The sequence below is a fragment of the Streptococcus sp. 1453 genome (genome assembly GCF_013276955.1).
Lineage (GTDB): Bacteria > Bacillota > Bacilli > Lactobacillales > Streptococcaceae > Streptococcus.
On the sequence record NZ_VMLZ01000008.1, the window covers coordinates 88,793 to 98,416 of the forward strand.

Annotated in this window: 7 protein-coding genes; all 7 read right to left on the bottom strand. The window is 35.0% G+C overall.

Annotated elements, in window-relative coordinates:
- Nucleotides 1–3: 3 nt before the first annotated feature.
- Nucleotides 4–1,215 carry an accessory Sec system protein translocase subunit SecY2 gene (gene secY2 / locus HW098_RS07460; protein ID WP_175880568.1) on the bottom strand — a complete coding sequence of 404 codons (1,212 nt, stop codon included), beginning with the start codon at nucleotides 1,213–1,215 and terminating at the stop codon, nucleotides 4–6.
- A 431-nt stretch (nucleotides 1,216–1,646) separates the two neighbouring features.
- Nucleotides 1,647–2,531 (bottom strand): glycosyltransferase family 2 protein, encoded by an 885-nt coding sequence (locus HW098_RS07465; protein ID WP_176139708.1) that lies wholly within the window; start codon nucleotides 2,529–2,531, stop codon nucleotides 1,647–1,649.
- A complete protein-coding gene (locus HW098_RS07470; RefSeq protein ID WP_176139709.1) occupies nucleotides 2,532–3,746 on the bottom strand; it encodes a glycosyltransferase family 8 protein in 1,215 nt (404 codons plus the stop codon).
- Nucleotides 3,747–3,977: 231 nt separating this feature from the next.
- The gene (locus tag HW098_RS10820; protein ID WP_176139710.1) at nucleotides 3,978–5,495 is read right to left on the bottom strand and encodes a glycosyltransferase; all 1,518 of its coding nucleotides are present in this window, start codon (nucleotides 5,493–5,495) and stop codon (nucleotides 3,978–3,980) included.
- Nucleotides 5,482–6,762, bottom strand: coding sequence for a hypothetical protein (locus tag HW098_RS07480; RefSeq protein ID WP_176139711.1), 1,281 nt, complete (start codon nucleotides 6,760–6,762; stop codon nucleotides 5,482–5,484). The genes HW098_RS10820 and HW098_RS07480 overlap by 14 nt, the downstream gene beginning before the upstream one ends.
- 55 nt (nucleotides 6,763–6,817) lie before the next feature.
- Complete coding sequence (locus HW098_RS07485; RefSeq protein ID WP_176139712.1) at nucleotides 6,818–8,026, bottom strand: glycosyltransferase; 1,209 nt, start codon at nucleotides 8,024–8,026, stop codon at nucleotides 6,818–6,820.
- 325 nt (nucleotides 8,027–8,351) lie between these two features.
- On the bottom strand, nucleotides 8,352–9,624 hold a 1,273-nt coding region (locus HW098_RS07490), incomplete at its 5' end, for an LPXTG cell wall anchor domain-containing protein (RefSeq protein ID WP_176139713.1).

Sequence of the window (9,624 nt, forward strand, 5' to 3'; positions counted from 1 at the left end):
CTCCTAAATTAGTGGTTTATAAGTTTCATTCAGTCTCAGAGCTATCAATTCTTCTCTTACCATGAAAATCATACCAAGTAGCATAAATAAAAGACCTGGAATCATTGTCAAGCGTAAAAAACGCTCATCATATAAAACAAAAAGCATAGGTAGCCCTGCAATCACAATACTATACACAGCTCCGATAAAGGCAAATCGAAAAATTAATTTATTGATAAACCGACTTGTCTCTTCCCCTGGGTAAATCCCATAAATATACTCACCTGATTTTTTCATAGAATCAGCTATCTGTTCTCCACTCATATTAACAAAAGCAAATAAAAAGTTGAAAGCAAATAAGATGAAAAGATAGGTATAAATCCACAAAGGTTTTCCAATGTTCAAATCCTCTATCAATTTTGTATAGAAAGGATTATGAGAATCAACCATTCTAAGTAACACTAAAATATAAATGGGAAGGGTCATAAAGGTCATGACATACATATAGGGCATCCCTCCCGCAGGTGTCAAGGATATTTCAAAATAAGAATAGCGTTTAAAGCGGCTATGTAAACCAATTTTATTGACTGCTACACGGTAACGAGCACGATATAAAATGACATTTATGTAGGTGAAAACAAGTGCAATTAAAAGCATCAAAACAACTACCTCTTTGGGGATTGATAATATTTGAATTGAATTTATTACATCTTGTGGCATATTGATGATCATGGAGGTCAGCATAATTAACATTGATCCTCCAACACCATTACTAGCATTAATATCCGATAACCAGACCAAGAAAAAACTACCTGCACATAAGAGGCTGATATTTAAGATATAAACAAGTACAGTTGAATAGCTTGATTGGACAGGTAAACTTAGAACTACAGCTGCTGACTGTATAAGCGCAATCAGTAAGGTTAAGTACATCTGTCGCCTATCTTGTAATTCTTTTCCACCTCCAGTAAGCCCTTTAAAAAAAGAAAACATCTTCCACAAAATCATGGCAGACATCCAAGGTGAAAGACCAATAGAAAAAAGAGATAAGCTTCTTAAATTCCCACCTGTAAGAGCGGTTGAAAATGCTAAATAAGCAGTCGTTCCCCCTAGAAAATCTCTACTATTCAAATCAACAAAAGGTAAACTAATTCTACCACCCAATACATATATAAATAGTAGAAAAAAACTAATACTCAGTTTTTTAAAAATGATGGATGAAACTATATTTTTCATAAGTGACCCTTTCTACACCTGATTACAATGTTACTATTTACCCCTCTAATGAATTGGTTTAATCCTGATGTAAGTAGAGGTGACCTTGTCTAACTATCTACGAAAGCAGAAAATGACCGTTAAAGACCAAGTTGTTTGTCTTATATTTTTTGAATATTTATTATCAGCAAACACTGTTTTAAAACTAAATACTTTATCTAAAACAAGAGTTAAATAATAGAAGAGAAGAGAAAATTCAAAATAATTCTCAAATATAATAATTATATCAAAAAAAGCAGAAAAAATCTGCTCATAACTTCTGATTTTCTACTCTAGCTTCAGTCTTATTAGCTGAGGCTAAAACCTTTCATTTCTTATTTTTCGACTACTCATATTTTCAGTTCATAACAAGCAAATTACGAACAAACTTCACTTAAAAATCAACTATTTTATCATTTTTCATCCATCTTTTCGATTAAGTAGATCATTTCTTGATATCTTCGATAGATTTCCGTATTTTCCAAACCACAAGTATAGGCTTGATAACTTCTAAATCCAAGTGATTCCAAAAGAGTCTCTTTATAAATGTTTGAGTACAGTCCTTTCATTGTTACGAGACTCAATCGTTCTATTAAGGTATCCAGTACATCTTCTAATAACTTTTCTGTAATGGTTTGGATAACTGATCCGCCTCTTATCCTATAAAAATATAAACATTTGTTAATATAAACAAGTTTTGAGGATTCTAAAAACAATTTAATATTTGTTCTGGTATCCTCAATTAACTTACCTTTTGGAAAACGAATCGTACGAAACAATTCCCTTTTAAATAGTTTTGCCCATGGATTTGAGTACGAATTATCTTCCATTTCTAACTTGGGTAATTCTCTAATAAACTCATCGGACATCCAGATGCGCTCGTAATATTCCCCTATAATCGGAATATTATAAACAGATTGCGAATCATCATATTTTACATAGGTTGATAGAGCTATATCTGCTCCTGTCCTAGTAATAGCTTCATATAAATCTGCTAGAAATGTTTCCTTTAACCAATCATCTGAATCAACGAAGGTAATATACTCTCCTTTAGAATGTTCTATCCCATAATTTCTCGTATCAGACGGACCACCATTTTCCTTTTCAAAGTACTGAAAGCGTCTATCCTTAGTCAAATATTCCTTACAAATATTTGCTGAATCATCTGGCGATCCGTCGTTAATCATTAACACTTCGAAATTAGTATATGTTTGCACTAATAAACTATCTAAACAAAGACGAAGATATTTTTCCACATTATAAATAGGAACAACTACACTGATTAACTCCTCTTTCATCTAATCCAACTCCTTATTATCTATCAAATCACCTATTTTAGAAACCATATCTTCAGGATGAGAATGATCACAAATAAAGGAAGCTTTTTCTCTGTTATGACATGTATTATCAAAGGCAAAAATAGGCTTTCCAATTCTGTATACCTCATCTATAATATTTGCTATTTCTCCCTCATGATTGATATCTAAATAAAAATCGATTTCTTCTAAAATCTTTATAAAATTCATAGGATTAAATACCGGATAAATGCGAACATTCAAATATTTTTGTAAATCAACTATATTTGGTGCAAAACGCGTATAAGCTAAAATCGAAAAATGAACCTGTGGTAGCTCTTTGATTAGATATTCTATAGCTTCAATATCACATGTATTTGTAAACACAGCTGAATACAATCTTGGCGGAGAAGAGACTAGAGAATTAAATCCTACTTTAAAATTCCCCTTTCTCATAACAATATCCGACCATTCTAAACCGTAATAAAACCACCAATCCTTTCGAAAGCGATTTAAGTTAATATTCGCCCACGGTTTATCTCCTGTAAAATGAATAATAGCTGCATCTTTTTCTATTTCTATTGACTCACTGTACCAACTATCTACCTGACAGTTACGTGCCGCAGTATCCATCCCTACCATAAAATTCCACCTCTGAGAAAGAGGGCGCCAGCGCTCTTTGAACAAGAGATTCAAAATTCCTTGATCTCCATAAACTTCTTGGTGAAACTGATTGGTTAAATCAAGTAGCGAATCTGTGGCGCTTTCTTTTCTCCACAAATCTGCATTGATTAACATCATCCCTGAATTAAAAGTACTAGAATCAAGTGGATCTGCTACCGCAGCTAGTGGGCTATCTCCAAGATCATATGAAAACAATTCATCTATACTAGACCTAACTATTATATCTGAATCTAAGTATAAAACCTTATCTTCTGTCACAAATTTAGGAATAAAATAGCGGAAAAAAGCAGCATAAGTTATACTCGAATAGGGTAAGCGATACTCACGCAAATTATGACTTGTTATTTTCACATTGACAATTTCTGACGATAAGGGTTCCAAGCGTTTTTCCATCAGCAAAAACCACTCGGTTGGTAAGTCGTCATTAAAAATATAAAATTTGCATTCACGATTGTGAGCACATATAGATTTGATAGCAGTTTCGACTTTATCCTGATATCCGCTATCTGCACCAAAAGCAATTATTTTTTTCATTTTAACCTCCAGAACAAGACAACCTTTCATTTTCTAATTTAATTATTTTTTAATAATATACTACTTTGACTCTCAATTTATCCTCAAAAATTGAACTGAATTACTATTCTTATACGAATGACTATCCCCTAGGGTGTCTTACTCATTGTATTGAAATATAGTAAAAAAACATCCTAATATTCTATTTTAAAAATGTACTTTACTCTTTACTACTAACCCAACATACTATTTTTATATTTTATTGATAGTAGTTCTTGAAGATTGTTCTCCAAGGAAACAATTCCATAGCTCCAAGATTCGTTCCTCTAGGTAATCACGCGCCAACTGATAAGAATTTCTATGAAAATCCTCCATATCTTTAGAAGACAGTTCAACTAATCTCTGAGCCATATCCTCTACCAACTCCTGATCACTTCTACCTTCAAAAGGAACTAAATAACCATTTTCCCCATTTATTATAAAGGTAGGATTACCATATCTTACATCAAATCCAACAATAGCCAATCCTGCTCCAACCGCTTCCATCAGGGTCAAACCAAAAGTCTCAGTTATAGAAGCTGTTAGATAAATACTATGTTTTATGTACTCGTCATCTAGTCTCGCATATCCTTTCAGATGGATGTAATCCTCTGCCGAATATTCGCAAATCAGTTCTTTTAACCCATTATATTCCATACCTTGACCAAAGATAGAAAAATCAATATTTGCACCCTTCTGATGCGCTAAAACAACTGCTCTAATAGCTAAATCGACTCGCTTTGAGTAAATCAATCTTGACGCAGTCATAATTTTTTGTGGTTGCCTAACTTTATCTGGATATTGTAAAGACTTCAAACTCCCTACTGGAATAGTATAAATTTTGGGAGCTTGTTGCCCTTCTTTTTGAAAAGACTCCTTCAAAATTTCTGCCTGTAAGTTAGTAGATGTAATCATGAAGTCCAAACGATGAGCATACTTCACAGGGTAGTAATACTCATAGCTAAAGGGATGTTCTCCAAAAGTATGCTCCGAATGAAACACCAATCCTAGTTTTGCACCTGAAGATTGTTCCAGTAGCGGACGAGCAAAATCAATATTAGAAGCCCTATCCATCAACACAATATCACTATCTTTTAGGTGGAGCTTGTTTATAACAAGTTTCATCAGTTCTTCATGGGTTATTAGTTTACTATCTTTTAATAGATAATAGAGTTTCTTTTTCAGAGAAATTTCCTCTAATGCTATACTCCCGTCTTGGTTATGATAAACACGTCTTCCTAGTTCAGCTAAAATTTGATTATTTTGATAGTTCAATACAAAATAATCGGTTACCAATTTCCGCGTAGAATAAATCTCCCTTTTCAGTAAATATCCTTCTGAAAAATAATCCACATATTGAACTTTATTTAAAAAATATTTACTATATCGAAAAACGACTATTTCTCCATTATCCAGCTTATAAGTTTTACCTTGGTCAGAGCTATCAATTTGTTGCGATTCCTCCAATCCTAGAAGCATCTCCATATCATTGGAAGAAAGCACAGGCTCTGTTACCAAGTGATCTGTGAACAGAAATTGAGCAAAAAGAAGTTCATTGTATCGATAACCTTTTGATAAAAAATAATTTAACTGATCAATACTTGGCCAATGAGTAAACACAAAATATGTCTCTACTCCTAACTTACGAAATATTTTAAGACGATGAGCTTGAGCAACATCAACTCCATTTGGTTCAAACCCTAACAATAGATTAAAATTATAGACAGTCACATTCTCTCTCACATTCATTAAATAATTGGAAATAATCCTCTACACTAGCCACTCCTAATTGTTCAGCTTGTCTTACTAGCAGCTGACCATACAATTCTGGGCTGTTTAAAATTTGACGTAAGTGTTGAACAAGAGCATCAACTGTATCACAACAAGTTTCAAGTTTCTTATATTCTTCATGGTGAGTTAGATGGTTAAAAGTATAAAGTAGCACACCTTTTTCCACTGCACAGGATGAGGACTCAAAAATTTCAATATCATACTGAATATCTAAATAAAATGTACTTTTATCTAACAATTCTTGGAAAAAATCATAGCTAATTCCGGGATAGATATGTAGATTAGAATAGATAGATAGATTTGTAATTCTACTTCCCATCTCTGTGACTGCACCGACATGAAAATCAATTTCTGGAAACTGAAGTAAGAGTTCCTCCAAGCCCTCTATCCATTCTGAATTTGTCATAATAACTGCTTGAGGTCTATCCTGCAACTTCCTTTCCCTAGCACATCCATATAGATGGAGATACGGAGAATCTTTTATCCCTTTCGGAGTTGTTAAAATAACTTGATTGACTTTTTCCTTTACCTTATCTGCCTCTTCTAAACTACTTGCCCAATAAAAAATATCGTATTTTTCATTAGAAGAAATAAGATCAAGAATTTCCTCCTCCATGATACAAATCTTTTCTTGTTCCAATAAATTTGTTAGCATTTGTTTCACAAATGTCATTCGACTTGGATAAATAAGGGGATTATTTCTTGGAGTAACACAAGATATCTTATTTTGCTGTACCCATTCCACTATTACTTCGTCTCCATCAGAATTATAGATTGTACGTAAATGAACTACACCTTCATCATCTACCAATTCTCTACAAAACTTCCATCCATTCACTCCATAATAGTCCACATAGGTAATATGCCCTGCATCGTCGTACCAGCAAACTTTGGAAATCCACCGTTCTGCTATTGGATGATGGAAATAAATAGTAGCCTTTTTGATTCCTCTATCATAAACTGAACCTTCAACGCCATCCGTCGTAATTTCCCAATAAGTTGGGATTGAAAGTTGATTCAAAAAAAGAGGTTGTTTTTTCTTCTCACTAACAAAATAGGTTAAGGGACTAAGCTCCCCATCAGTAAGACAATCAAAGTCTTCAAAGCAATCTACATACAAGATTGCAAACGGAAGGTCTAGTTCTCGATATAAATTCTTTAATTTTTTTATTTTTGGATTTGCCTTTGTTGCAACAAAAAACATCATTCACCTTCTCAATTATCCATATTAAAATATTTTAAAATTGACTCAATATTCTCTATTATTCTCCCAAGGTCAGTAAATAATTTCCAATATGCTGAATCATCCCTTGAACATCCTGATTTTCAAAAACATAGTGAGAGATTTCTTGTGCATGATTTGTTGCTTGGAAAGAATAGAAAGGAATTCCCTTATCTACTACTTTTTGGATAATGTTATAAATTTCGCCCTCATAGTTAATATCTAAATAAAAATCTAACTGATTGAACACTTTTTCATGCGTCAAAGGGTCAAAGCACGGATACAGAGTAACATTTTTATACTTTTCTAACATTAAAATTCCTGGTGCAAAATAGCAGTGGGCCAAAATATTAAAATTCACTTGTGGAAGAGCTTTAATCAGATTCTCTGCTTCATGCAAATTCACGGTATTCGTGTAAATAGCTGTTTGATAAGGTGGTTTTGAAACAAGAGCGCTCCATCCTTCTTTTGCAGGATATTTTCTAAGAAGAACATCCTCCCATGACAATCCATAATAAAACCACCATTCTTCTCTAAATCGATTAAAATGATGCTGATGCCACGGCTTCAAACCTGTAGTATAGTGAATGACTGCTGGTTTTCCTTTAAAAAGATCATACCAAGCCATATCCCCTAGTGTAAATTGCTGACTATCTGACCCCACTTGAAGATTATAGGTTAGAGGAAGACGATACCAATTATCCTGAAAAGCGAGATTCAAGATTCCTTGATCTCCATAGACCTCATAATGATGTTGAGCAGTCAAATCAAATAACTGTGTCACAACATCTTCCTCTCTCCATTTTTTATTATCTATCAATAATAATCCAGAATTAAACTTATCCGATGTTGTCGGTAAATCCTCAACTGCAGCAACAGGATAACCTTGCATATCCAGTTCAAATAGATCTGATAAATCCTGTGTCACAATCATATCACTATCCAAGTACAAAACCTTATCTTCTACTACATGATGGGGAATTAAATAACGAAAATAAGCAGCATGGTTTAAATGCGCTGTTGGAAGTTTATAATCCTGAAACATAGCTGAAGAACATCTAACATTTACAATCTCTGAATCTATTTTTTCAAGATGATTCTCTACTAACTGAAACCAATCAGTTGGAATATCTTCATTTAGGATATAAAACTTAATCTGCTTCATATGGCTACATATCGATTTAATTGTTGTTTCTAAATAACTCACATAAGCTTGATTTGCTGCAAGAACAATTACTTTTTTATACATAATTCCCCCTTATAGATTTTATTTTATTCAAAATACAAAAAATAAAAAAAGTTACTTCAAACATATTTTATACTATATGTATCATACCAAAAAAAGAGCTATTTTCCAAATGATACAGTCATAATCATCCTATATTTTCCAACCAATTAGGGGTTGGGGAAAAGCACAATCCGAGGAAAAGATTTAGGACATTTTTCCATAATAAAACGCATATTATCGAGGGGGTTCAATACCTGATAATATGCGTTTTTCTGATTTTAAAGACTTTTTCCCAGTATCTTTTCTATTTGGTCTAGGAAAGTTCTTTTAACTATGAAAGTCAATGTTAGTCTTCATCATCTTTTTTACGACGTTTGGCAACCAATCCTAAACCTGTTAAACCAAGTATCAATCCAAGAAGTCCTGATTTCACAGACTGATTCTCTCCTGTATTTGGTAAGTCTTGGCTCGCTTTGGTTCTTGTCTCTTGTGGTCGAGAATTAGTTGATCCACTTGTACTTGTTGATCCACTTGTACTTGTTGATCCACTTGTACTTGTTGACGCCGATGTACTTACTGAGGTACTTGTACTCATTGTGTCTGAGGAACTTGTACTTGTTGACAGAGATGTACTTACTGACCCACTTGTGCTCATTGTATCTGAAGCACCTGTACTTGTAGAAGCATACGCGCTAGCACTTATTGATGCTGAAACACTCGTGCTTGTTGAAGTAGACGTACTTGCTAATATACTTGCGCTGGTTGAAGCCGATGTGCTAACTGACATACTGATAGAATCCGATTTAATAATACTATCAATATCTAGGCTAGGGAGTGGTTTAACAATTTCCGGCATTCCCTTACTTGTAACAACAGAATTGCTTGCGCTGATTGAAGCCGATACACTTGCTGATGTACTTGTGCTTGTTGAGGTTGACGTGCTCGCGCTTGTTGAAGCACTTGTCGATGCCGATTCAGAAGCTGACTGGCTCGCGCTCGTTGAAGCACTTGTCGATGCTGATTCAGACGCTGACTGGCTCGCGCTCGTTGAAGCTGATTCTGATGCCGATTGACTTGCGCTCGTTGAGGCACTTGTCGATGCTGATTCTGAGGCTGATTGACTTGCGCTCGTTGAGGCACTTGTCGATGCTGACTCAGATGCTGATTGACTTGCGCTCGTTGAGGCACTTGTCGATGCTGACTCAGACGCTGACTGGCTCGCGCTTGTTGAAGCACTTGTCGATGCTGATTCTGATGCCGATTGACTTGCGCTCGTTGAAGCACTTGTTGAGGCTGACTCAGAAGCTGATTGACTTGCGCTTATTGAAGCACTTGTTGATGCTGATTCAGACGCTGACTGACTTGCACTTGTTGAGGCACTTGTCGATGCTGACTCTGACGCTGATTGACTTGCGCTCGTTGAGGCACTTGTTGAGGCACTTGTTGAGGCAGACTCAGATGCTGATTGACTTGCGCTCGTTGAGGCACTTGTCGATGCTGACTCTGATGCAGATTGACTTGCACTTGTTGAGGCACTTGTCGATGCGGACTCTGACGCTGATTGACTTGCGCTCGTTGAAGCACTTGTTGATGCCGATTCAGACGCTGACTGGCTCGCG